Raw genomic sequence first — 22,881 nt, 5'->3', positions numbered from 1 at the left:
TTGAACCGTCACATTTGCTGCCTAAGCTCACGGACATGCATCCATCCACCTCACCTTACTCTGGAGCTTCGATGAAGTTGAATACCGCACGCCGGACATTGGCGCTTTGCAGTGCTGCCGCGCTGGTTCTTGGCCTGAGCGCTTGCGCCACCCCCGCTCCTACCCCAGTCTCCCTGGCTGAGACTGTGGCCCGTACGCCTCAGCTCAGCACCTTCAGCCAATTGATTGAACAAGCTGGACTGAAAGCCGAGCTGAACGCAGCCGGCCCGCTGACCGTGTTTGCACCGAGCAACGAGGCATTCAAGGCCGTGCCCGCCAAGACCATGGAAGCCCTGAATCAGAATCCAGCGCAGCTGAAGGCTGTGCTGAGCTACCACCTGGTGGCCGGCAAGCTGGCAGCCGCCGACATCAAGAATGCCAACGTCGCGACACTGAATGGCGCCACTGCCGCAACAGCACGCGCCGGCAGCTTTGTGACGATTGAAGAGGCTCTGGTTCAGGACGGCGAACTGAGCGCCAGCAATGGTGTTGTGCACGTGATCGACCGCGTGCTGACACCTCCAAAGAAGTAAGGCACGAGATCAAGGCCGACCACACGGGTTCGAGCCTATAGAAAAGCCCCGGCAGGTCAGACCTGCCGGGGCTTTTTCATTTGGCTTCGACTAGTTCAAGCCAGTCCCGGCACCCGCGCCGAGCGGGCAAACAGGCCCTCGTCAGGCATTCACTGCCTTGACCAGGCGTTCGGCGCATTGCTTGGCCACCTGCGCATCACTGGCTTCCACCATGACCCGCAGCAAGGGCTCCGTGCCCGATGCGCGAATCAGGACCCGGCCGCGCGAACCCAGCTCAGAGGTCACCTCGGCCTGCTCACGCGCCAAGTGGGCATTGCTCTTCCAATCCTGGCCGGCTTGCAGGCGCACATTGATCATGGTCTGCGGGAACAAGGTGACTGGCGCCAACTGTTCAGCCAAGGACTTGCCCGTGCGGCTGACCGCCTGCAAGATCAGCAAGGCGCTGACGATGCCGTCACCGGTGGTGTGCTTGTCCAGCGCCAACAAGTGGCCGCTGCCCTCGCCGCCCAACTCCCAACCCCGCGCTGCCAGCTCTTCAAGCACATAACGGTCACCCACCTTGGCGCGCACGAAATCAACATCCAGCGCCTTGATAGCCAGTTCCACCGCCATATTGGTCATCAAGGTACCCACAGCGCCCGGCACCCGCAAACCTTGACCCAGCCTGTCGGCCACCATCACATACAGCAACTCGTCGCCGTTGTAGAGTCGCCCTTCGGCGTCGACCAATTGCAGTCGGTCGGCGTCACCATCCAGCGCTACGCCGTAATGCGCACCGTGCTCTTTGACCGCCTGAACCAAAGCCGCCGGTGAAGTCGCACCGAAACCTGCATTGATATTGAACCCATCCGGACTGCAGCCGATGGAAATCACCTCGGCGCCGAGTTCATGAAAAACGTCCGGGGCCACGTGGTAAGCCGCGCCATTGGCAGCATCCACCACAATCTTCAAGCCCTTGAGGGTCAGGTCTGAACCAAAACTGTTCTTGCAGAACTCGATATACCGACCGCGCGCATCAGTGATGCGGCGAGCACGACCCAAATTTGCCGAATCGATCCAGGTAGGCGCATCTTCCAGCGCCGCTTCAACAGCCAGCTCCCAAGCGTCGGGCAGCTTTTCGCCCTTGGAGGAGAAGAACTTGATGCCGTTGTCGGCAAAGGGGTTGTGCGATGCGCTGATCACCACACCCAAATCCTGACGCAGAGCACGCGTCAGATAGGCCACACCGGGCGTGGGCAAGGGGCCAGTCAGTTGTACATCCACGCCGGCCGAGGCAAAACCAGCCTCCAGGGCAGATTCGATCATGTAACCCGAAATACGGGTGTCCTTGCCAATCAAAACACTTGGGCGGCCGCCTTGCTTGCGCAGGACCTGACCTACGGCATGCCCCAAGCGCAACATGAAGTCAGGAGTAATGGGGCCTTGACCCACAGTGCCGCGAATGCCATCGGTTCCAAAATACTTGCGAGTCATGAAAAGCGAACTCCTGATTGATTTGAGCTTATTGTCAGCCAAGATTGAGACGCCACTTCAACCCTCCCTCTTCTGGGTGGCTGCTTGAAACACTTTGACTGCGTCCACTGTGGCGGCCACATCATGAACCCTGAGCACGGCAGCCCCGCGCGCCATTGCCAGCATCGCAGCCGCCACGCTGGCGGGCAGACGCTGTTCCACCGAACGCCCTGTCACGTCACCCAACGAGCGTTTGCGGGACCAACCCACGAGAAGCGGGTACCCTAGGCCGAGCAATTCGGCTTGGCGAGACAACAAGTCAAAGTTCTGCGGTGTCGTCTTGGCAAAGCCATAGCCGGGATCCAGCACGATGCGCGCCGCTGCAACGCCAGCATCCCTCAAGGCCTTTACTCGGAACTGCAAGAACTCAGCTACTTCAGCCACCACATCGACATAGTCGGTGAGTTGCTGCATGGTGCTTGAGTCTCCACGCATATGCATGGCGCACAGGCCGACGCCCGCGTGGGCACTCACCAGTTGCATAGCCTCGGTGGACTGAAAAGCCTGAATGTCATTGAGGATATCGACACCGAGATCCAGCGCTCTCGCCATCACCTCTGGTTTCCAGCTATCCAAGGACACAGGAACGCCCATGCTCAGCGCCGCCCGAAGCACAGGGGCGACTCGTGCCCACTCCTCCTCGACGCTGAGCACTTGAGCGCCAGGGCGGCTCGACTCCCCACCGATGTCTAGGATGTCAGCCCCCTCCGCGAGCAACTGCTCGCAATGCGCAATGGCCCGTGCCGCATCGCCGTACTGCCCGCCGTCCGAAAAAGAGTCCGGCGTGACATTGACGATACCCATCACGCGTGGGCTGCTCAGATCAATTTGAAATCGGGTGGTTTGCCAAAAGCTCATCGGGAATAAAAAAGGGCCAGTCCCGCAAGACCAGCCCTTTGAGTTCGTTCAAAGAAAATTATCAGGCCGCAGCGGGTGCGCTGTCGGTATTGACCGGCGGTGGTGTGCCGTCGGACTTGCCACCACTTGGGGTTGTCCAATCCTTAGGAGGACGCGGCGGCTTGCCGCTCATGATGTCGTCGATCTGGTCAGCATCGATCGTCTCGTACTCGAGCAAGGCCTTGGCCATGGCGTGCATCTTGTCTTGGTTCTCTTCGATCAAGTGACGCGCAATGCCATATTGCTCATCGATGATGCGGCGGATCACAGAGTCCACCTTGCGCATGGTTTCTTCGGACATGCTGGTCGTCTTGGTGACCGAACGGCCGAGGAAGACTTCACCCTCGTTTTCCGAGTAAACCATCGGGCCCAACTCATCGGTCATACCGTAGCGCATCACCATATCGCGAGCGATCGAGGTGGCACGCTCAAAGTCGTTCGACGCGCCAGTGGTCATTTGGTTCATGAACACTTCTTCGGCGATACGGCCACCAAACAGCACTGAGATGGTCGAGAGCATGCGCTCCTTGTCCAGGCTGTAGCGATCGCCTTCAGGCAGCTGCATGGTCACGCCGAGGGCACGGCCACGCGGAATCACAGTGACCTTGTGCACCGGATCGGTCTTAGGCATCAGGCGAGCCACCAGCGCATGACCGGCTTCGTGGTAAGCCGTGTTTTTGCGCTCCTCTTCCGGCATGATCATGGACTTGCGCTCGGGGCCCATCATGATCTTGTCCTTGGCCTTCTCGAAGTCGAGCATCTCGACCACGCGGCCACTGCGGCGAGCCGCAAACAGCGCTGCTTCGTTGACCAGATTGGCCAAGTCAGCACCGGAGAAACCAGGTGTACCGCGGGCCAGGATGTCGGCTCGAATGTCCTGACCGACCGGCACCTTGCGCATATGCACATTGAGGATCTGTTCGCGGCCACGCACGTCCGGCAGGGTCACGTAGACCTGACGGTCGAAACGACCGGGGCGCAGCAAAGCCGGATCAAGAATGTCGGGCCGGTTGGTGGCCGCCATCACGATCACACCCAGATTGGTCTCGAAGCCGTCCATCTCCACCAGCATCTGGTTAAGGGTCTGCTCACGCTCATCGTTACCGCCGCCCAGGCCAGCACCGCGATGACGACCGACCGCGTCGATTTCGTCCACGAAGATGATGCAGGGTGCGCTTTTCTTCGCTTGCTCGAACATATCGCGCACGCGGGCTGCGCCCACGCCGACGAACATCTCGACGAAGTCAGAACCTGAGATCGAGAAGAAAGGCACCTTGGCCTCGCCAGCAATCGCCTTGGCCAACAAGGTCTTGCCGGTACCAGGAGGGCCAACCAGCAGCACGCCGCGCGGAATGCGGCCGCCGAGCTTTTGGAACTTCTGCGGGTCCTTCAGGAAGTCGACCAACTCCTTGACCTCTTCCTTGGCCTCGTCGCAGCCAGCCACATCGGCAAAGGTCGTGGTGTTATTCGCCTCATCCAACATGCGGGCCTTGGACTTGCCGAAGCTGAAAGCTCCGCCTTTGCCGCCGCCTTGCATCTGGCGCATGAAGTAAACCCAAACGCCGATCAAGAGCAGCATGGGGCCCCAGCTGATCAGCATATTGACCAGGAAGGAAGGCTCTTCACGCGGCTTGACATCAAACTTGACGCCAGCTGCGCGCAAGTCACCCACCAGACCGCGGTCCAGATAGGTGGCCGTGATGCGCAGCTTCTTGCCATCATTGGTTTCCGCCAAGATGTCAGTGCCAGCGCCGCCCTCTTGCAAGGTCACGGACTTGATGCGGTGCGCCTGAACTTCATCGAGAAATTCCGAATATCCAAGCTGATTGCCTTGGCTTGCACCTCGATCGAACTGCTTGAAGACAGTGAACAGCACCAAGGCGATCACTATCCAAACAGCTACCTTCGAGAACCACTGATTGTTCACCGCGACTCCTTCATTCAATTCGGCCCAGCTGCACTCGTTGCAGCCATGTGCACGGCATATGGGGTTGATTCTATTGCAGTCAAGGCCCTGAGCTGCTTTTGCTTAGGCCCGCCATTTGTCAGGCATTACCGCGATTACCGCTCTGCGCCCACTGCGAGGCCATTCCGGCATTCAAGCCCAAGATACACGCCCAAGTTCAGGGCCGGGGCGCCTTCAGCCCGATGCCAATCAGGAAGGTCTCTGAGGACCGATCCCGTGAGGCCTTGGGCTTGATCGGCTTGACCTTTTTGAAGGTCGCCTTGAATTGCTCCAACAGCTGCGTGTAACCGCTACCGTGGAAGACCTTGGTGACCAAGGCGCCTTCAGGCTTCAGGTGGCGTTGCGCGAAATCAATGGCCAATTCAACCAAGCCAGCGATCCGCGCAGCATCGACGTTTTCAATACCCGACAGATTGGGGGCCATGTCCGAAACAACAAGGTCCACGGCGCGCCCGGCCAGCGTATCTTCCAGTGCCTTCAAACATTCTTCGTCCTGGAAGTCGCCCTGCAGGAACTGCACGCCTTCGATCGGCTCACAAGGCAGCAGGTCCAAGGCGATGATGGTGCCGTTCAACTGCCCAACCGCCGCACCACCCACACCCGCCACCGTGGGGGCGAAACAACGGCGCAGATACTGGCTCCAGGCGCCCGGCGAAGCCCCGAGATCCACCACCACCTGGCCGGGGCGAATCAGCTTGAGCTCCTCGTCAATCTCCTTGAGCTTGTAAGCGGCGCGGGCACGGTAACCATCCCGCTGCGCCATCTTGACGTAGGGATCATTGATGTGATCATGCAACCACGTCTTATTAAGTTTTTTGCTTTTTGTCTTGATCTTCATGTTGCACGGATAATACGCGTATGCCTGCGATTCAATTGAACCCTGCCCAGCGCAAGGAAAAACGTTCCGAAGCCCATCACCTCGACCCCGTCGTGATGATTGGTTCGGATGGACTAACCCCGGCCGTGGTGAAAGCCACCGACGCCGCCCTGAACTCTCACGGCCTGATCAAGGTCCGCGTGTTCTCGGATGACCGAGCCAACCGCGAGAGCATTTTTGCCTCCTTGTGCGGCGAGCTCAATGCCGCGCCGATTCAGCACATCGGCAAGCTGCTGGTCATCTGGCGCCCCATCCCCGAAAAGGCGGATGACGAGCGCGAAGCCGGCGGCAAGGGCGCTCCCCGTGTTGTCAAGATCGTCAAGTTCTCCAAGAGCGGTAACCATCGCCCGCAGATGAAGAAATTGCGCGTTCTCGGCAATGAGCGGGTCGCTCAAGGTGGTGAGATCAAGCGCGCCAAGCGCCGCATCACCAGCGTCAAGAAAATGGCGCAAGACTGAGTCTGATCAGGCAAGCCAGCTGGCTTGCCTTGTCTGCCTCAAGCCAAACCGGGCCGACCGAGTGATCTGGCTCGGCTAAATTCAGGCACAAAGCCTTCAGCCTTCGAACCGGGCCACAGAGCCTCAACGGACCCGATCAGTTCTTGCTGACTCGCCAAGCCAAGGCCAAGACCAGCAAGGTCTTGAGCCCGTAAAACCCCAGCGACACGCTGTGCAAGGCCATGAATGACCATGCGCCCTGCCCGGCTTTGGCCGCAGCCATCATGGGCTGCAAGGCGTAATAGCCCGCCACCGTGCAGAACAGCGCACTCGCCGGCAAAAAGAAATTGGCCGACAAGGCCGGGCCGCCACCGTCGCGCGCCATGCGGCGCTCCATCAGCATCAGCAACATCGCTGCCGCTAGGCTGATGGCCGCTTCCTTCTCAAACAATTTGGCCACCACCAAGCCGGCCTGCGCGCGCTCAAGCGCATCAAATGCGCTTGGCGCAGCCACCGTGGCCACCGCCAAAAGCAGGCCGCCCCACAGGGCAGCCAGCAAGACGCGTGAGCGACTCAGCACGGAGCGGCGTGACTCAAACGTAGCGCACCTCGACCACTTCGTAGCGCTTGACGCCACCAGGCGCCATCACGTCGGCCACATCACCGGCCTCTTTGCCGATCAAGGCGCGCGCGATCGGCGAGCTGATCGAAATCTTGCCCAGCTTCAGGTCCGCTTCGTCGTCACCCACGATCTGGTAGGTCACCTCGGCACCGCTGGCCTCTTCTTCGAGCAAGACCGTTGTACCGAAAACGATGCGGCCACCAGCGTCCACTGTTGCGGGATCGATGATCTGCGCGGCAGCCAGCTTGCCTTCGATTTCGAGAATGCGGCCTTCGATGAAGCCTTGCTTGTCTTTGGCCGCCTCGTACTCGGCATTTTCGGACAGATCGCCCTGCGCACGCGCTTCGGCGATCGCATTGATCACCGCATGCCGCTCGACACTTTTGAGTCGATGCAGTTCTTCTTTGAGCTTCTCAGCGCCGAATGTGGTGAGGGGGATGGTGGCCATAGTTGTAAACCTTGAAAGACAAAATGAATCCGCCGCTGCTGCTCCAAGCTGGAGCCGCGGCGGCGGAGTTCGTTGGTGCGGAGTTTAGACCAGTTCGGCGTGCAACTCTTGCAGGGATTGCACCAGCAAGCCGTCTTGGTGCTTCATGCCTTCCACGGCGGCTTCGCAGCCGGCCATGGTGGTGTAGTAAGTCACGCGGGCAGCCAGGGCTGCTTGACGGATGTGGCGGCTGTCGGCAATCGCGGTGCGAGTCTCATCCACGGTGGTGAACACCAGCTGAATCTCGCCGCCCTTGATCATGTCGACGATGTGCGGGCGGCCATCCTTGACCTTGTTGACCACACGCACCGGCACGCCAGCCTCGGCCACTGCCGCTGCCGTGCCCTTGGTCGCCACCACGCCGAAGCCCAGGGCATGCAGATCCTTGGCCACGGCCACGGCACGTGCCTTGTCGGCATTCTTCACCGTGATCAGCACATTGCCTTGGCGCGGCAGACGCGAGCCGGCACCCAGCTGGCTCTTCAACATCGCTTCACCGAAGGTGCGGGCAGCGCCCATCACTTCGCCAGTGGAACGCATCTCGGGGCTCAGAATGGGGTCCACGCCCGGGAACTTGTTGAAAGGGAAGACAGCTTCCTTGACACTGAAGTAAGGCGGAATCACCTCGGCAGGCACGCGACCCAAACGATCCTTCTGGTCCTTGAGCTTCTGGCCAGCCATGCAGCGCGCAGCGATCTTGGCCAGTTGCTGACCGGTGGCCTTGGAAACAAACGGCACTGTGCGCGAGGCACGCGGGTTCACTTCCAGCACATAGACCGTGGCGCCTTCCAGGCCACCAGTGACGTCACCTTGAATGGCGAATTGCACATTCATCAGGCCCACCACCTTCAGGGCGCGAGCCATGGCCGCCGTTTGACGACGCAACTCGTCCTGCAGGGCAACCGACAAGGTGTAAGGCGGCAGTGAGCAAGCCGAGTCGCCGGAGTGAATACCAGCGGCCTCGATGTGCTCCATGATGCCGCCGATCATCACATCGGTGCCATCGCTGATGCAGTCGGCATCAACTTCAACCGCGTCTTCCAAAAAGCGATCCAGCAGCACCGGCGACTTGTCGGAGACACGCACCGCTTCGCGCATATAGCGCTCGAGGTCCTTGTCGCCGTGCACGATTTCCATCGCGCGGCCGCCCAGCACATAGCTGGGGCGCACCACCAGCGGATAGCCGATTTCATTGGCCAGGGCCACGGCCTGGTCTTCGGTACGCGCGGTGCGATTGGGCGGCTGCTTCAGGCCCAGCTCGTGCAACAGCTTCTGGAAGCGCTCACGGTCCTCGGCCATGTCGATGCTGTCAGGCGTGGTGCCGATGATGGGCACGCCGTTGGCTTCCAGGTCCAGGGCCAGCTTCAAAGGCGTTTGGCCACCGTACTGAACGATCACGCCGACGGGCTTTTCCTTCTCGACGATTTCCAGCACGTCTTCCAGCGTCACCGGCTCGAAGTAGAGGCGATCCGAGGTGTCGTAGTCGGTCGACACGGTCTCGGGGTTGCAGTTGACCATGATGGTCTCGTAACCGTCTTCGCGCATGGCCAAGGCGGCGTGGACGCAGCAATAGTCGAACTCAATACCTTGACCGATACGGTTCGGGCCACCGCCCAGCACCATGATCTTCTTGTTGTTCGTCGGCTCGGCTTCGCACTCTTCCTCGTAGGTCGAATACATATAGGCCGTTTCGGTCGAGAACTCGGCCGCGCAGGTGTCCACACGCTTGTAAACCGGGCGCACGCCAAGGGCGTGACGGGCACGGCGCACATCGTGCTGATTGCTAGCCAAGAGCTTGCCCAGACGCTTGTCCGAGAAGCCCTTCTTCTTCAGCAGACGCATTTCGTCCACCGACAGCGAGGCCAACACGCGACCAGCCAGCGATTGCTCGATCTGCACCAATTGCTCGATCTGCGCCAGGAACCAGGGGTCGATGGCCGTTTCTTCAAACACTTCGGCCTGACTCATTCCCAAGCGGAAAGCATCCGCCACGAACAGAATGCGCTCAGGGCCGGGCTCGCCGATCTCTTGCACGATTTCTTCGCGGTCGGTGCTGCGCTCGGTCAGGCCGTCAATGCCGGTCTCCAGGCCACGCAAGGCCTTCTGGAAGCTTTCCTGGAAGGTGCGGCCCATGGCCATCACCTCACCCACCGACTTCATCTGCGTGGTCAGACGCGAATCGGCCATCGGGAACTTCTCGAAGGCGAAACGCGGAATCTTGGTGACCACGTAGTCGATGCTGGGCTCAAACGACGCCGGAGTCACGCCGCCGGTGATGTCGTTGCGCAGCTCGTCCAGGGTGTAACCCACAGCCAGCTTGGCAGCGATCTTGGCGATCGGGAAGCCGGTGGCCTTGGAGGCCAGTGCCGAGGAACGCGAGACGCGCGGGTTCATCTCAATCACGGTCATGCGGCCGTTCTTGGGATTGATCGAGAACTGCACATTCGAGCCGCCTGTGTCCACGCCGATTTCGCGCAGGATGGCGATGGAGGCATTGCGCAGCAGTTGGTACTCTTTGTCGCTCAGGGTCTGAGCCGGCGCCACGGTGATGGAGTCACCGGTGTGCACGCCCATGGGGTCCAGGTTCTCGATCGAGCAGACGATGATGCAGTTGTCTTTGCTGTCGCGCACAACCTCCATCTCATACTCTTTCCAACCAATCAGCGACTCTTCGATTAGCAACTCATTGGTGGGCGAGAGGTCCAGGCCGCGCTTGCAGATTTCCTCGAATTCCTCGGGGTTGTAGGCGATGCCACCACCCGTGCCGCCCAGCGTGAAGCTGGGGCGAATGACCATCGGGAAACCGGTGCCACCGATCTCAGAGGTGATGCGCTTTTGTACCGCCAGCGCTTCTTCCATCGAGTGCGCAATGCCGGACTTGGCCGAGTCCAGGCCGATCTTGGTCATCGCATCCTTGAACTTCAGGCGGTCTTCGGCCTTCTCGATCGCCTTCTCATTGGCGCCGATCATCTCAACGTTGTACTTGGCCAGCACGCCATGCTTGTGCAGGTCCAGGGCGCAATTCAGCGCGGTCTGGCCGCCCATGGTGGGCAGCACCGCATCGGGCCGCTCCTTGGCAATGATCTTCTCGACCACTTGCCAGGTAATGGGCTCGATATAGGTGACGTCGGCCGTGTCGGGGTCTGTCATGATGGTGGCAGGGTTGCTGTTCACCAGAATGACTTTGTAGCCCTCTTCGCGCAGAGCCTTGCAGGCCTGGGCGCCGGAATAGTCGAACTCACAAGCCTGGCCAATGATGATGGGGCCAGCGCCGATGATGAGGATGCTCTTGATGTCTGTACGTTTTGCCATTGTCTTTACTCCATCAAGCCTTCGCCATCAGACTGATGAAGCGATCAAACAAATACGAAATGTCATGCGGGCCGGGGCTGGCCTCTGGGTGACCCTGGAAGCAGAAGGCCGGCTTGTCGGTGCGAGCCAAGCCTTGCAGCGTGCCATCAAACAAGCTGATGTGGGTGGCACGCAGATTGGCAGGCAGGTCTTCCGCCACCACCGCAAAACCGTGGTTCTGGCTGGTGATGGAAACGCGGCCGTTGTCCAAGTCCTTGACCGGGTGGTTGGCACCATGGTGGCCAAACTTCATCTTGAAGGTCTTAGCACCTGAGGCCAAGGCCATGATCTGGTGGCCTAAGCAAATGCCGAAGGTCGGGATGCCGGCTTCGATCAACTCAGAAGCCGCTTGAATTGCGTAATCGCAGGGCTGCGGGTCGCCGGGGCCGTTGGACAGGAACACACCATCGGGCTCCATGCCGAACACCACCGAGGCGGGCGTCTGCGCCGGCACCACCGTGATCTTGCAACCGCGCGAAGCCAGCATGCGCAAGATATTGCTCTTCACGCCGAAGTCGTAGGCCACCACATGGAAGCGCGGCTGAGTCTGCTCGCCATAGCCCTTGCCCAGGGTCCATTCGGTCTGCGTCCAGGCATGCGTCTTTTCGGTGCTGACCACCTTGGCCAAATCCTGGCCGGCCATGTTTGGAGCGGCTTGGGCCAGCGCCACGGCTTGGGCGATCAATTCCGGCGTGATGGCCACACCCAGCGGCAAGGCCATGATGCAGCCGTTTTGCGCGCCGGTGGTGCGCAGCAGGCGGGTCAGACGGCGGGTATCGATATTGGCAATCGCCACCGTGCCTTCATCCTGCAAGTACTGACCCAGACTACGGGTCTCGCGGAAGTTGGACGACAGCAGAGGCAATTCTTTGATGATCAAACCAGCGGCATGGATCTTCGAGGCCTCGACATCCTCGTCGTTGACGCCGTAGTTGCCGATGTGCGGATACGTGAGGGTCACGATCTGCCGGCAGTAGCTCGGGTCAGTGAGGATTTCTTGGTAGCCGGTCATGGCGGTGTTGAACACCACCTCGCCGACTGTGTGGCCAGCAGCGCCGATGGCGCTGCCTTTGAAGACCGTGCCGTCTGCCAGGGCGAGAATCGCGTGGGGGGTATGGAGCAGATCGGACAGCACGGGGGACTCCGGTAGAGTGCGCGCCCAGCTCTGCTCATCGACTTGGCGCACCGCACATCGCACATCGCGTATCGTGGTGGCAAGAAGTGACCTGAGTCCGGTGAAGAAACTGGTTTGAGTTTCGCTGGAGGCGGTAGGTTGCGGGTAAACCTGCTAAGTATACCCGACCAGGGTTATCACCAGTCGCTACACAAAACTTTTGACCCGCATGTGACAAGAATTACCAGCTTGCCACGCTCCGCCGAACCACCACCGAACCATCGCCGATCACTCAGTTCAGCGCAGCAATTCCTGCGCGTGCGATCTGCGCATCCTCCGTGGATTTGACCCCGCTCACCCCAACGGCGCCCACGCATTGCCCGTCCACCAGAATCGGCACGCCACCTTCCAGCAGGCCATTCAAGCCAGGCGCGCTCAAAAACGACACGCGGCCTTGGTTGATGATGTCTTCGTAAATCTTGGACTCGCGCCGACCCAGTGCCGAGGTATGGGCCTTGGCTGGGGCAATCTGGGCCGAAATGGCCGCGGCACCATCCAGGCGCTGCAGCCACAGCAGATGGCCACCATCATCAACAATGGCAATGCTGACTGCCCACTGATGTGCCAGCGCTTCCGCTTCGGCGGCCGCGGCGATCAGCTTGACTTCAGCCATGGAAAGATAGGGCTTTTGCTTCATGGGATTGATTTTGTGAGTGGAGCCCCCACTTTAGCTTGTCAGGGCCAAGGCCCGAGCCTCGGCCACGCCCGTCAAACCGGCTACAGTCGCGGCAGTTGCCTCAGGGCGGGCACCCATGCCCTCCTCAGCAGCTTTGAACTAATTTTCGGAGGACTGTGATGAACGAAACCCTACAAACCCAATACGGCGGCACCGCCGGCGCTGGCATGGCGCTCGAGCGCCAACGCGTGCTGCGCAATACCTATTGGCTGCTGGCCTTGTCCATGGTGCCCACGGTGCTGGGCGCCTGGGTGGGCGTTTCCACCGGCATCATGGCCGCCATGGGCACGGGCATGAGCATGATCGTGTTCTTTGCCGGCGCCTTCGGCCTGATGTTCGTGGTCGAGAAGACCAAGAACAGCAGCACCGGCGTTTACGCCCTGCTGGCCTTCACCTTCTTCATGGGATTAATGCTGTCGCGCCTGCTGGCAAGCATTCTGGGCTTCCGGAACGGCAGCAGCCTGATCATGATGGCCTTCGGCGGCACTGGCGCCATCTTCTTCGCCATGGCCTCGCTGGCCACGGTGATCAAGCGCGACCTGTCCGGCATGGGCAAGTTCTTGTTCGTCGGCGCCATCATCTTGCTGGTGGTGGGCGTGGTGAACATCTTCTTGCAATCCTCGGCCCTGATGCTGACCATGTTGGCTCTGTCCATGGCCGTCTTCTCCGCCTTCATGCTCTACGACATCAAGCGCGTGATTGATGGCGGCGAGACCAACTACATCTCGGCCACACTGGCGATCTACCTGGACATCTACAACGTGTTCCAGAGCCTGCTGTCCCTGCTGGGCATCTTCGGCGGCGAGCGCGATTGATGACCCTCCCCCGCAGGCGCTGACGCGCCACCCCCTCAAGGGGGCGAGGCCGATGGACCGGCAAAGCCGGATCCACGGGCTCCACTTGATGGCGCACCCGCTTCGCGGCGCATAAAGAAACAAAGGGCCCTCGGGCCCTTTGTTCGTTTCAGACCCGGCTCAATTGCCAGAGTCGAGTTCAAACACCGCAATGCTCTCGACATGTGAGGTGTGCGGGAACATATTCACCGCACTGGCCGCCGTGCAGCGGTAGCCGGCCACATTAACCAGCAAGCCGGCGTCGCGCGCCAGAGTGCTCGGATTGCAACTGACGTAAACAATCCGCTTGGGCGGCTGCCAGCCAGGTGCCAGGCTCGGGTCTTGGGCGATATCAGCCACCGCTTTTGCCAAGGCGAAAGCACCATCCCGCGGCGGATCGACCAGCCATTTGTCGGCCACGCCATCGGCCGCCAACAAGGCCGGCGTCATCTCAAACAGATTGCGCGCCTCGAAGCTTGTCTTCTCCGCCAAGCCGTTGGCTCGGGCATTCTCGCGCGAGCGCTGCACCAAGGTCTCGCTGCCTTCGATGCCCAGCACCTCGCGCGCCTTGGTGGCCAGGGGCAAAGTGAAATTGCCCAAGCCGCAGAACCAGTCGATCACCCGCTCATCCTTCTGCACATCCAGCAGGCGCAGCGCACGGCCGACCAAGACGGCGTTGATATGGGGATTCACCTGAGTGAAGTCGGTCGGCTTGAAGGGCATCACCACGCCAAACTCAGGCAGGCTGTAAGCCAATTGCGCCCCGCCCTCGTCCAGCAAATGCACCGTGTCCGGCCCTTTGGGCTGCAACCACCACTGCACATCATGCTTGGCCGCGAAGTCGCGCAAGCGGGCCTTGTCCGCATCAGGCAGCGGATTGAGGTTGCGCAGCACGAGTGCAATCACCGAGTCACCCATCGCCAATTCGATTTGCGGCAGACGGTCGCGCTCATCCATGCTGGCGATCAAGTCGCGCAGCGGCATCAATAAATCACTGACGCGCTGCGGCACCACCTTGCAGACCTGCATATCCGCCACATAGCGGCTCTTGCGCTCGTGAAAGCCGATCAGGACCTGCGCCTTTTTGGGCACATAGCGCACCGAGAATCGAGCGCGGTAGCGATAGCCCCAGGTTGGCCCTTCAATAGGCCGCAACAAGGTTTCGGCCTTGACCTTGCCCAAGTGCCAGAGGTTGTCCTCCACCACCCGCTGCTTGACGGCCACTTGCGCACCCGCGTGAAGGTGCTGCATCTTGCAGCCCCCGCAGGCCCCGGCATGCAGGCCAAAGTGCGGGCAACCGGGCGTCACGCGCTGCGAGCTTTCATGCCGCATCGCCGTCATCGTGCCCTGTTCCCAGCTATTTTTTTTACGGCCGGTAGTGACCTGAACCTCTTCACCGGGCAATGCGCCCTCGATGAAAACCACCTTGCCATCCGTTTTGTGGGCCACGCCCTGCGCGTCGAGGTCGATGGATTCGACCTTGAGCCATTCTGAATCTTGAATCATGGGCGCGATTATCCCAGGCTCCGCAAAGCCCATGCACGCGGCGGCCGCCCCGACCTAAAAAATCGAATCGCGATCGATGCCGTGGCGCATCATGTTGCGCTTGAGCTTGGCCAGCGCTTCAATCTGAATTTGCCGAATGCGCTCGCGCGTCAAATGCAAGCGGGTGGCCAGCACATCCAAGGTTTCAGGCTCACGGTCAGCCAAACCAAATCGCCCGGCCAAGACCTCGCGCTCGCGTTCGCTCAAGGCAGCCAGGCCGTGCGAGACCAAGTCCTCCAACTCATGACTGAGCCGCAGGCCGAGCGGATCAATGGCCTGCTCATCGGCCACCAAATCCATCAGTGACTCGCCCCCCTCGCCATTGCGATCCACAGGCGAGTCGAGCGAGCTGGGCAATTCGGCGTAGGCCAGCAATTCGGCCACATCCTCCACCGGCCGGCCAACAGCGGCCGCCACATCTTCGACCCGAACCTTGGCCCCGACGCCATGCTGGCTTTGCAAGGCCTCCAGCGCACGCCTGGCCTTCAAGACTTGATTGAGTTCGCGCACGATGTGCACCGGCAAGCGCACCAAGCGCGCCTGATGCATCAGCGCGCTCTCAATGCTCTGGCGTATCCACCAGCTTGCATAGGTCGAAAAACGAAAACCCCGCTCAGGCTCGAACTTGCCGATGGCGTGCATCAAACCGAGGTTGCCCTCCTCGATCAAATCACTCATCGGCAGGCCGCGGCCCAGATAGTTTTTGGCGATGCTGACGACCAAGCGCAGGTTGTGCTTGATCATGGCCTGGCGCGCAGCAAAGCTGCCGGTTCGCGCCTCCAAGGCGGTGGCGTATTCAGCTTCCGGGCTGAGGAGTGGGGTGCGGCGAATATCGCGTAAATAAGCCTGCAAGGCATTGCCGGGATCCGCCTCGGCATCGAACTCGCTGGCGTGACCGTTCAGGGTTGCCGGCGGTTTGGCCAAGCCATCTTCATCCGACATTGCGTCGGACGACGCAGCATGGGAGGCCGCCCCTTCCAATGCGCCTAACGCAGCATCAATGGCAAAGGGCGCATGGCCCGCAGCGGATCTCGATGAGGGGGCGTCAGCATGTTTCATGACGCCTCACCCCAAGCCTAGCGCGTTCAGCGGCTAGGCAAAACTCTGGCTGGATCGAGCAATTTGCCTTGGCGGCGAATCTCGAAGTGAAGCTTGACCTGATCTGCATCGCTAGACCCCATCTCGGCTATCTTCTGCCCCTTGCGCACAACCTGATCATCCTTGACCAGCAAGGCTTGATTGTGGGCATAAGCACTGAGGTAGCCGGCATTGTGCTTGATGATGATCATCTGACCATAGCCCCGCAAGCCCGAGCCAGCATACATGACCCGGCCGTCGGCGGCAGCCAAAACTGCATCGCCCGCCTTGCCATTAATGTCCAAGCCCTTGTTGTTGCGAGCCTCATCAAAGCTGGTGATCACGCTGCCTGACGCAGGCCAAGCCCAGCTGATGTCGTCCTCTTCAATCTTGGCCGGCGCTGCCGTGGCGGCAGCGGTGGACGCAGGCGCTGAAGCAGCTGCTGCTCCCGGCGTCTTGGCATCCAGCGGGCGCGTTTCCACCTTGGCCGATGCCACCGGCTTGGCGCTCACCGAAGCAGCATCCACACCCGGCTGCACCACGCGCAAGACTTGGCCGACCTCGATCACATTGGGATTGTCGAGCGCGTTCCACTTGACCAGATCGCGCCAGCTCTGCCCGTTCTCCATCGCGATGCGGATCAGGTTGTCGCCGGGCTTGACGGTGTAGTAGCCAGGCTTGCCGGCATTCTCGATACCGGGCAAAGGCTTCACATCGCTGGCCGCGGGCGCAGGCGTGGCCGCTGCGGATCCCGTGGCCGGTTTGCCAGCCTTGACCGGTGTGCGGTCTTCAACCGGGGCCTTGTTCAGACTGGTGCCGCAAGCAGACAGCAAGGCCAGCAAGCCAGCCGACACCAGCGCGAGGGAAATGCGGGAGAGAGAGTTCTTTTGCATGCGTTGATTCGCTGACTGATTCAGTGAGAGTTCAGAAGGCCGATGAAGCTGCATTCAATGCTGCATTTTCATGCCAGGCCTAAACGATAAAGAACGACGACTGAGTGCGCCGCCTGATGGCGATCGATTGACGGAAGCAAGACCCTGCCGCAGCGACTCACAACACGCCAGATTTTAAAGGCACGAAGTGGACGGCCTCGTACTCGCTGCGCACAAAGCGGCTGACTCCTGAATCGACCAGATGATCCACCACCACCAGCACCTGGCCCTGCCCGCCCGGCGCAACCATCGGCGCCACCAAACGGCCGCCAGGCGCTAACTGAGCCAACCAAGCGGGCGGCAAATCGTCACCACCTGCAGCGGCGATGATGCTGTCAAACGGTGCACCGCCTGAATAGCCCAAGCGGCCATCGCCATAAATCAAACGAATCTGACTGAGCTGCAACGCTTGCAAATTGGCATGCGCTTTATCGTGCAAGGGCCGCAATCGCTCGATCGATACCACTTGGCGCGCCAGACGCGCCAAGACCGCAGCCTGGTAGCCACAGCCGGTGCCGATCTCCAGCACCCGACCCAGAGAACCGAGTTGCCGAGCCGCGCCGCCACCCATGAGAATGGCAATCATGCGGCCCACGACCGATGGCTTGGAAATCGTCTGGCCATGACCGATCGGCAAGCTGGTGTCTTCATAGGCTTGGATCGCCAGGGCGCTGTCGACGAACTCATGCCGGGGCACTTCGGCCAGCGCTTGCAACACGCGCTCGTCCTGCAAGCCTGCCAGCTGAAGGCGCTGCACCATGCGGCGCCGCACATGCTGCGAATCCATGCCCAAGCCGCTAGGTGGCGCCAAACGGGCGGCATCGGCAGCGGCTTCACGCAGATGACGCTGCGGCATCAAGACCTCGCGCGAACTGCTCCCCAAGGCTTTTTGCAAACCCGCCGGGAAGCGCTGCGGCTTATTGGCCGGCGTTGTCATGCCTTTTGACCGAGGCGCGCCGCCCACTCCGGCAACACGGCATGATGGGTCAGATCCACTTGCAGCGGCGTGATCGACACCTCGCCTGCAGCCGTAGCGTGAAAGTCGGTGCCTGCGCCGGCCTCACGGGCATCGCCCGCCGGGCCGATCCAGTAAATCGTCTCGCCGCGCGGGCTTTGTTGTTTGATGACCGGCTCACTGGCATGGCGGCGCCCCAAGCGCGTCACGCGCCTAGGCAAGCTCAGCGCATCGGCCCGGTTCGGAATATTGACGTTGAGCAAAAAGGCTTTGTCCAAGCCGCCTTGAATGACTTGCTCCACCACCTGGCGGGCCAACGCGGCGGCGGCATCCAAATGACCCCAGCCCTTCTCAACTTGAGAGAACGCAATCGAGGGGATGCCAAAAAGATAACCCTCAGTTGCCGCGGCTACCGTCCCGGAATAGAGCGTGTCATCACCCATATTGGCGCCGTTATTGATGCCCGAGAGCACCAGATCGGGTTTGTAGCCGAGCAAGCCGGTCAGCGCCACATGCACGCAATCCGAGGGTGTGCCGTTGACGTAGCGAAAGCCATTGGCCGCGCTGAACACCGACAGCGGCCGCCCCAGCGTGAGCGAGTTGGACGTCCCGCTGGCATTCTGCTCGGGGGCGATCACTTCGATCTGACCCAAACCTTCACAAGCCTTGACCAAAGCATGCAGCCCGGGAGCAAGGTATCCGTCGTCGTTGGCGATAAGTATGCGCATGGCGGCATTGTAGGCATGCCGTCACCTGCGCGACCCACCTGCCCCCTGAAGCCTGCCTATCATCGTCACTAAATTTTTTGACTTGAACATCACGCGAAAGGTTGCCCCATGCATGCTTGGCTTTGTGAAGATCCGCTTGGCCCCGAGGCCCTGGTTTGGCGTGAGTTGCCCACGCCGAGCCCAGCCGCCGGCGAGGTCTTGGTGGCGATCAAGGCCGCCAGCCTGAACTTCCCCGACCTGCTGATCGTGCAGGGCAAGTATCAGATCAAGCCTCCCCTCCCCTTTGTGCCGGGCGCTGAGTTTGCCGGCGTGGTTGAAGCCGTCGGGGCTGGCGTCACAGGCTTCAAGTCGGGCGACGCCGTTGCCGCATTTGCGGGCACAGGCGGCTTTGGCAGCCATGCCTGCGTATCGGCCAAGCAATTGATGCCCCTGCCGGCCGGCTTCCCTTTTGAGGATGCGGCCGCCTTCATCTGCACTTATGCCACCAGCCACCACGCCCTGCTCGACCGCGCGGGCCTGCAAGCCGGTGAAACAGTGCTGGTCTTGGGCGCAGCAGGCGGCGTCGGCACGGCGGCCATACAGATCGCCAAGGCAGCAGGCGCACGCGTCATCGCAGCCGCCTCCAGCGATGAAAAGTGCGCGCAGTGCATGGCGCTTGGCGCCGACATCAGCATCAACTACAGCCAAGGTGATTTGCGCGCGGCCATCAAGGAAGCCACAGGAGGCAAAGGGCCCGATGTTGTCTTCGACCCGGTGGGCGGTGACTTGTTTGAACCGGTTTTCCGCTCCATTGCCTGGCGCGGCCGCTACCTTGTGATCGGCTTCGCCCAAGGTCAAATTCCCGCCTTGCCACTCAACCTAGCCCTGCTCAAAGGCGCTTCGCTGATGGGCGTGTTCTGGGGCGAGTTCGCCAAACGGGAACCCGCAGCCAATGCGCAGATGATGGGCCACCTCGCACATTGGTACGCGCAGGGCAAGGTCAAACCTGTGCTGGATTCGGTGCTGGAGATGGCGCAATTGCCAGCCGCATTTGCCCGCATGGCCAGCCGCCAAGTCATCGGCAAGGTCGTGCTGCACAACTGAGCCAAGGGCTGTGGCCGCAAAGGGTGAGGATTCGCCTTGCGGCCTCCTCCTGCTCGATATCTGCGCTTTGTGAGATACGATGAAAGCTATCTGGAACAATTCGTCATGGCAGTCAAAGTACTCATCATTGAAGACAACCCGGTTGCCCGCAGCTTTCTGTGCCGAGTGGTACGAGAGAGCTTCAGCGACCCGATGGAAATCATCGAGGCCGGCGACCTTGAAGGCGCCCGCCGACACACCGCCGCACTGGCCGAGAGCAGCCCCGGCGCGTGCTTCAAGCTGGTCCTTGTGGACCTTGAGTTGCCCGACGGCAATGGCATGGAGTTTCTGGCCGAGTTGGCGGGTACGACGACGATCAAGATCGTCACCACGCTTTACTCGGACGACGACCACCTTTTCCCCGCCCTGCAATGCGGCGCCGACGGCTATTTGCTGAAGGAAGACCGCTTCGAAGTGCTGGTCGAAGAGTTGCAGCGCATCGTGCGCGGTCAGCCGCCTTTGTCACCAGCCATTGCGCGCCGACTGCTGTCCCACTTCCGCCCCGGTGTGGCAAGTGACAGCAGCCCGATGGCACTCAACTCAGGTTTTGGCGCGCTGTCATCCACCGCCACCTTTGCCAGCGGCCGCGGCGTCGTGCTGGACCCACCACCCGAGTGGGAACGTCTGACCCCGCGCGAAAGCGAAGTGCTGACCTATCTCAGCAAAGGCTTCACCATCAAGGAAATCGCTAACCTGATGGGCATCAAGTGGTTCACGGTCAACGACCACATCAAGAGCATCTACAAAAAGCTCAACGTCTCCAGTCGCGCCGAGGCGGCCGTGCTGGCCAGCAAGCAAGGGCTGGTTTGAGTTAGAGCCAAGCGAAGACGCAAAGCAAAAGGGACCTGTCAAACAGGTCCCTTTTTTTGGTCAACGTTGTTGCGTTAACGATGCGCCGGGCAGCAAGCTCAAGCGCACAAAGAAAAACAGGCCCTTGAGGGGCCTGTTTTCTAGCAGACTAACAAGAGCCTGCATTTTCTTGGGGTGGCTGATGGGACTCGAACCCACGACAAACGGAATCACAATCCGTGACTCTACCAACTGAGCTACAACCACCGCTGAGACTCTCATTGTAGTACGACTTTTAGGTCGACTTAAGAGTTTTTGAAAAAAATTTGAAACTATTGAGCTTATTGCCTACCTGCAGATCGACTCACGCCGACAGGGCTCAAGCGCCCCGCCGCCATGAATCTGTCAGTATCAGCTTACTGCTGAGCCGCCGAAGCAGCCGCGCCAGGCGCCTTCACCACGGCCTTGAAACGCGCCTTCAGGGCTGCGAGGTAGGCCTGTGATTCAGCCGCGCTCCAGGCTTGCGCGTATTGCTGAGCAGCACGCTTGCCGTCGATCACAGCCGGATCACGATCTTGCAGCTTGTTGAGGCGCGCCACCACGTAGCTGCCATCGCCCGCATCCACGCCCACATAGGCCGGGAGCTTGCTGGCATCGGCCGCCAACACAGCCTCCAGAACCTTGCGCGGCAGACCGCGCGATTGCGCGCGCGACACCAGGGTCGGCTCACTCAGGCCTGCGGCATCGCCACCCTTCTTCAGGGCTTCGAGCTTGGCCTCGCCGGCCTTAGCTGCTTCCGCCGTGGCCAATTTGTTCAGCACCTGGGCACGAACGCGATCCCGCACCTCGGCCAAGGCTTGCATCTTGGCGGGGTTGTGCTGGACCACATGAGCGGCAGTCATCTGATTCGGCGCAGTCTCAACCGCCTCGGTGTTTCGCTTGTTACGCAGCGCGTCGTTACCGAACACAGCCTCCAGCAGCTTGGCCGATGCCAAGGGGCCCACAGCACCAGGTGCTGGCGTACGCTGCAGGGTGGCAGTAGCGATGCTCAGCTTGAGCTTGTCAGCCGCAGGCTGCAGGCTATCGGCCTGCTCGTAGACCATATTGCTGAACTGCTCGGCGGCTTCCGAGTAACGCTTTTGGGCCAGTTGCTTGCGCACCTCGGCCTCCACTTCGGCACGAACGGTGTCGAAGCCCTTTTTGTCGCCGCCACGCACGCCGGTCAGTTCGATGACGTGGTAGCCGAAGTCTGACTCGATGGGTGCGCTGATTTCGCCCTTCTTCATGGCGAAGACGGCGTCGTCAAAAGGCTTAACCATGGCACCACGACCAAAGAAGTCGAGGTCACCACCATTCACGGCCGAACCCTCATCTTGGGAGTTCTTGCGCGCCAACTCGGCAAACATGGCCGGGTTCTTGCGAGCCTGGGCAGACAATTCTTCTGCACGCGCCTTGGCTTTGCTGCGCTCTTCCGCAGAAGCCGACTTCTCGGCCTTGATCAAGATGTGGCTGGCGCGACGCTCTTCAGCCACGGCGTAGCGCGAAGCGTTCTCGTCATAGTATTTGCGCAGGTCTTCTTCGCTGAAGCTCACGCCCTTCTTCAAGGCCTCCAGGTCCAGCACCAAGTACTGGATTTGGGCGCTCTCGGGCAGCTGGAACTGCGCGGCATTGGCGGGGTCTTTGTAGAAGGCTTCCAGCTGCGCTTCGGTCGGCTCAATCTTGGCCGCAAAGTCCTTGGCGTCGAAGCGCTGCAATTGCAGCTCGCGCTGCTGCAGCAGTGCGTCAAAAGCCACATTGGCATTGGCGCTACTGGCCAAGCCAGAAGCCGTCACGCCCAGCGTGACTTGACGCAGGGTCAGGTCTTGCCGCAGACGCTCAACAAACATCTGCGAGCTCATGCCTTGCGCCGCAATCACTGACTTGTTGACGGAACCATCCGGGTTGCGCAGGAAGGCGAACTGCGGGTCATTCAGGAACAAGGACTGCAGGCGCTCATCGCTGACGATGAAATGCTGATCCTTAGCCGCTGCCTGCAGCACGCGCTCACGCACCAAGCCCTCCAGGGCTTCCTTCTGGGCTTCCGGCGAATCCAGCAGCTTGGGATCCAGATTGGGCATCTGCGCGCGCATGCGCTCAGCCTGCTGACGCTTGGCGTTATCCCACTCGGTTTGCGTGATCTTGTGGCCATCGACCGTCGCCACGCTGGCATTGGCGCCGTCCATAAAGCTCGTGTAGCCCTGCATGCCCACCAAGGCAAACGAAGGCAGGATCAGAATCAGCAGAATGAACTGAAACAGGCGCGTGTGTTTACGGACGAACTCAAACATCG

20 protein-coding genes and 1 tRNA gene are annotated in these 22,881 nt (G+C 60.6%); 5 read left to right on the top strand and 16 right to left on the bottom strand.

Annotated elements, in window-relative coordinates; all coding sequences use genetic code 11:
• Window positions 1–71: 71 nt before the first annotated feature.
• Window positions 72–572, top strand: a complete 501-nt coding sequence (locus AT984_RS06715) for a fasciclin domain-containing protein (RefSeq protein ID WP_058719430.1) — start codon at window positions 72–74, stop codon at window positions 570–572.
• Between the two features lie 141 nt (window positions 573–713).
• On the opposite strand, the gene glmM is transcribed toward AT984_RS06715, so the two are convergent.
• The 4 genes from glmM to AT984_RS06695 form a co-directional block, all read right to left on the bottom strand.
• Window positions 714–2,045 (bottom strand): phosphoglucosamine mutase, encoded by a 1,332-nt coding sequence (gene glmM, locus AT984_RS06710; RefSeq protein WP_058719429.1) that lies wholly within the window; start codon window positions 2,043–2,045, stop codon window positions 714–716.
• 57 nt (window positions 2,046–2,102) lie between these two features.
• Window positions 2,103–2,942 carry a dihydropteroate synthase gene (folP, locus tag AT984_RS06705; protein ID WP_058719428.1) on the bottom strand — a complete coding sequence of 280 codons (840 nt, stop codon included), beginning with the start codon at window positions 2,940–2,942 and terminating at the stop codon, window positions 2,103–2,105.
• A 61-nt stretch (window positions 2,943–3,003) separates the two neighbouring features.
• Window positions 3,004–4,908, bottom strand: coding sequence for an ATP-dependent zinc metalloprotease FtsH (gene ftsH, locus AT984_RS06700; RefSeq protein WP_058719427.1), 1,905 nt, complete (start codon window positions 4,906–4,908; stop codon window positions 3,004–3,006).
• 196 nt (window positions 4,909–5,104) lie between these two features.
• Entirely contained in the window at window positions 5,105–5,785 is a 681-nt protein-coding gene (locus tag AT984_RS06695) for an RlmE family RNA methyltransferase (RefSeq protein WP_058719426.1), read from the bottom strand.
• Between the two features lie 20 nt (window positions 5,786–5,805).
• Between AT984_RS06695 and AT984_RS06690 the strand changes: the two genes are divergently transcribed.
• Entirely contained in the window at window positions 5,806–6,282 is a 477-nt protein-coding gene (locus tag AT984_RS06690) for a YhbY family RNA-binding protein (protein WP_058719425.1), read from the top strand.
• A gap of 136 nt (window positions 6,283–6,418) precedes the next feature.
• Here the strand turns inward: AT984_RS06690 and AT984_RS06685 are convergent, their stop codons facing one another.
• The 5 genes from AT984_RS06685 to AT984_RS06665 form a co-directional block, all read right to left on the bottom strand.
• A complete protein-coding gene (locus tag AT984_RS06685; RefSeq protein WP_058719424.1) occupies window positions 6,419–6,841 on the bottom strand; it encodes a DUF4149 domain-containing protein in 423 nt (140 codons plus the stop codon).
• A 13-nt stretch (window positions 6,842–6,854) separates the two neighbouring features.
• Complete coding sequence (greA, locus tag AT984_RS06680; RefSeq protein ID WP_058719423.1) at window positions 6,855–7,331, bottom strand: transcription elongation factor GreA; 477 nt, start codon at window positions 7,329–7,331, stop codon at window positions 6,855–6,857.
• A gap of 84 nt (window positions 7,332–7,415) precedes the next feature.
• Complete coding sequence (carB, locus tag AT984_RS06675; RefSeq protein WP_058719422.1) at window positions 7,416–10,682, bottom strand: carbamoyl-phosphate synthase large subunit; 3,267 nt, start codon at window positions 10,680–10,682, stop codon at window positions 7,416–7,418.
• Between the two features lie 13 nt (window positions 10,683–10,695).
• The gene (gene carA, locus AT984_RS06670; protein WP_058722138.1) at window positions 10,696–11,856 is read right to left on the bottom strand and encodes a glutamine-hydrolyzing carbamoyl-phosphate synthase small subunit; all 1,161 of its coding nucleotides are present in this window, start codon (window positions 11,854–11,856) and stop codon (window positions 10,696–10,698) included.
• Between the two features lie 271 nt (window positions 11,857–12,127).
• Window positions 12,128–12,532 (bottom strand): GlcG/HbpS family heme-binding protein, encoded by a 405-nt coding sequence (locus AT984_RS06665; RefSeq protein ID WP_058719421.1) that lies wholly within the window; start codon window positions 12,530–12,532, stop codon window positions 12,128–12,130.
• Window positions 12,533–12,690: 158 nt separating this feature from the next.
• Here AT984_RS06665 and AT984_RS06660 point away from each other — a divergent pair, with 158 nt between their 5' ends.
• The gene (locus AT984_RS06660) at window positions 12,691–13,386 is read left to right on the top strand and encodes a Bax inhibitor-1/YccA family protein (protein ID WP_058719420.1); all 696 of its coding nucleotides are present in this window, start codon (window positions 12,691–12,693) and stop codon (window positions 13,384–13,386) included.
• Between the two features lie 159 nt (window positions 13,387–13,545).
• On the opposite strand, the gene rlmD is transcribed toward AT984_RS06660, so the two are convergent.
• From rlmD to surE, 5 genes are all read right to left on the bottom strand, one after another.
• Window positions 13,546–14,910 carry a 23S rRNA (uracil(1939)-C(5))-methyltransferase RlmD gene (gene rlmD, locus AT984_RS06655; RefSeq protein ID WP_082679834.1) on the bottom strand — a complete coding sequence of 455 codons (1,365 nt, stop codon included), beginning with the start codon at window positions 14,908–14,910 and terminating at the stop codon, window positions 13,546–13,548.
• Window positions 14,911–14,964: 54 nt separating this feature from the next.
• Window positions 14,965–16,008 carry an RNA polymerase sigma factor RpoS gene (rpoS, locus tag AT984_RS06650; RefSeq protein ID WP_156421919.1) on the bottom strand — a complete coding sequence of 348 codons (1,044 nt, stop codon included), beginning with the start codon at window positions 16,006–16,008 and terminating at the stop codon, window positions 14,965–14,967.
• Between the two features lie 26 nt (window positions 16,009–16,034).
• The gene (locus AT984_RS06645; protein WP_058719418.1) at window positions 16,035–16,919 is read right to left on the bottom strand and encodes a peptidoglycan DD-metalloendopeptidase family protein; all 885 of its coding nucleotides are present in this window, start codon (window positions 16,917–16,919) and stop codon (window positions 16,035–16,037) included.
• Between the two features lie 157 nt (window positions 16,920–17,076).
• The gene (locus tag AT984_RS06640; RefSeq protein ID WP_058719417.1) at window positions 17,077–17,895 is read right to left on the bottom strand and encodes a protein-L-isoaspartate(D-aspartate) O-methyltransferase; all 819 of its coding nucleotides are present in this window, start codon (window positions 17,893–17,895) and stop codon (window positions 17,077–17,079) included.
• Window positions 17,892–18,641, bottom strand: a complete 750-nt coding sequence (surE, locus tag AT984_RS06635) for a 5'/3'-nucleotidase SurE (RefSeq protein ID WP_058719416.1) — start codon at window positions 18,639–18,641, stop codon at window positions 17,892–17,894. The genes AT984_RS06640 and surE overlap by 4 nt, the downstream gene beginning before the upstream one ends.
• 108 nt (window positions 18,642–18,749) lie before the next feature.
• On the opposite strand from surE, the gene AT984_RS06630 reads away from it, so the two are divergent.
• Both AT984_RS06630 and AT984_RS06625 read left to right on the top strand, forming a co-directional pair.
• The gene (locus tag AT984_RS06630) at window positions 18,750–19,724 is read left to right on the top strand and encodes an NADPH:quinone oxidoreductase family protein (protein ID WP_058719415.1); all 975 of its coding nucleotides are present in this window, start codon (window positions 18,750–18,752) and stop codon (window positions 19,722–19,724) included.
• 105 nt (window positions 19,725–19,829) lie between these two features.
• Window positions 19,830–20,573 (top strand): LuxR C-terminal-related transcriptional regulator, encoded by a 744-nt coding sequence (locus AT984_RS06625; protein ID WP_058722137.1) that lies wholly within the window; start codon window positions 19,830–19,832, stop codon window positions 20,571–20,573.
• 170 nt (window positions 20,574–20,743) lie between these two features.
• On the opposite strand, the gene AT984_RS06620 is transcribed toward AT984_RS06625, so the two are convergent.
• Together AT984_RS06620 and AT984_RS06615 are read right to left on the bottom strand one after the other, a co-directional pair.
• Window positions 20,744–20,819, bottom strand: a tRNA-His gene (locus AT984_RS06620).
• Window positions 20,820–20,968: 149 nt separating this feature from the next.
• The gene (locus tag AT984_RS06615; RefSeq protein WP_058719414.1) at window positions 20,969–22,879 is read right to left on the bottom strand and encodes a peptidylprolyl isomerase; all 1,911 of its coding nucleotides are present in this window, start codon (window positions 22,877–22,879) and stop codon (window positions 20,969–20,971) included.
• Between the last annotated feature and the right edge of the window lie 2 nt (window positions 22,880–22,881).

Source organism: Paucibacter sp. KCTC 42545 (genome assembly GCF_001477625.1).
Lineage (GTDB): Bacteria > Pseudomonadota > Gammaproteobacteria > Burkholderiales > Burkholderiaceae_C > Paucibacter_A.
The sequence above is the reverse complement of the archived record's forward strand: the minus strand, read 5'-3'. Positions and strand labels throughout refer to the sequence as shown.